Here is a 1,828-nt window from a genome sequence, read left to right on the forward strand (position 1 = left end):
TTCAAATGAAGTTTAGTGCTAAGTTGAAAGTAAGTGCTTCAAAGTCCGCCACTTCGCCAAGCTGCAAAACGTTGGCAGACATTCACGAAAACGAAAAAAGAATATCCGAAGAAAATAATTATGAATAAAATTTTAAAAACATCTCTCAAAACACTCTTAATTTTAATTCTCATAATCTCGATTTCAATTCCAATATATTACAATTATTGGAGAAATAGTAAAACAATAAACACATTTAAAGTTTTCAGTGAACCGAAAAAAATTGTTTATAGTGAAATAATTTGGAAAAGCGATAGTATTCAAAACATGCTGGTTGAAAAATCATTTTTCTTTGTTCCTGTAAAAATTGAAGGAATTAAAGAAAATTTATATATGCAATTTGACACTGGAATTCCTGAAACTTTCTTCTACGGAATAACATTAAGTAAATTGCTTGAAAGTAATACATCTATAAAAACTGAATATTCAAAAGACAGTATTCAATTTCTTAAAAATCCAATATTAAATATCGGAGAAATGAAATTCAAAGCAGATAAGATAAAAATGCTAAATCGTGGGGATGTAAAGATAGATAGTTCATTTATTATTATTGGAAGTATTGGATTAGATGCAATTGTTGGAAGAACTTTAATTTTAGATTTCAAAAAAAATAAAATTGCAATAACAGAAAAAAATATAAATCAATTAGGAAAATCATTTAATTTTATTAAAAATGCAAGCGTGGACAAATTTCCATTATTAATTCCTGCAAAAATTGGAGAAGAAAACACAAGATTAATGTTTGATTCAGGTTCCAGTATGTTTTCTTTAGTAATAAGTGAAAAAAAGTTAGCAAAACTAAAAAGTAAAAAAGAGATAGAAAAACTCTGTTGTATAGGTAGCGGTGGAAAAGATTATGAAATTTATAGAAAACAAATAACCGAAAATATTCAAATAGGAAATAACATCAAAAAAGAGGAATATGTTTATGGTTTTTTTAGACTAAATTTTATGGATTACATTCCTTCATCAATAATTTACGGAATAACGGGAAATAGAATGTTTGATAACGAAATTATTGTTATTGACAACAAAAACAATAAACTGGGAATTGAAAAATAACTTAGAAACAAGAACGATCTGCCAACAGCGGTTTTGATATAGTGGGGTTTTAGTGGAATCTCCGTTTCGCATCATAATTCTGCAAAACAGAAAATTGAAAGGTTACGAAGTCCCCACCATCTCAAAGCCGCGGGACGTTAGCGGCTATTTAAACAAACTATACTTAAACGAGAAATGAATAAAATTATGAAAAGCTCATTCAGATTAATAATTGTTATTTCCTTTATTAGCTTCAATCCGACTTTTGGACAAACAGAAAAGGCTGGAGCAACAACGGAAATAAAAAATAAAGAAATTAATTGGGAAGAATTTGATCAAACTTCAACAATACAGACAAGCGAAATAAAATTCAAGGATTTGCAAGGATTGTGGAATGCTTATGAAGGTATTTATCGTTTTGGAGAACACGTCAATGCAATGAAATTAACTAAACCTTTTATTATTGAGGTACAGAATGAAACATATAGACGAAACTCAAAATCAGAGTTTAAAAATTTTACAATAAAAGACAACATAATAACTATGATGGACAACGAGAAAGTCCTGGTAGGAATAATTAATAAGATAACAGAAACCGAATTAGTGATTTCTTGGAAAGACAAAGCAAATTATACTCGATATTATTATAAAAAATAGCAAGAAAACAGCCGCTAACAGCCATTCCTATGTAAAGCATCATTAAGTTATAAACAACTTTTAAGAGGGTTATATGTCGGTTATTTTTCGA

At 28.4% G+C, this 1,828-nt stretch carries 2 protein-coding genes; both read left to right on the plus strand.

The annotated features are described in order from the left end of the window. Positions 1 to 120: 120 nt before the first annotated feature. Entirely contained in the window at positions 121 to 1,101 is a 981-nt protein-coding gene (locus QO200_RS19245) for a hypothetical protein (protein ID WP_371543613.1), read from the plus strand. A gap of 186 nt (positions 1,102 to 1,287) precedes the next feature. Continuing rightward, entirely contained in the window at positions 1,288 to 1,737 is a 450-nt protein-coding gene (locus tag QO200_RS19250; protein ID WP_371543615.1) for a hypothetical protein, read from the plus strand. The last annotated feature ends 91 nt before the right edge of the window (positions 1,738 to 1,828 follow it).

It is taken from the genome of Flavobacterium sp. Arc3 (assembly GCF_041431375.1).
Classification (GTDB): Bacteria; Bacteroidota; Bacteroidia; order Flavobacteriales; family Flavobacteriaceae; genus Flavobacterium.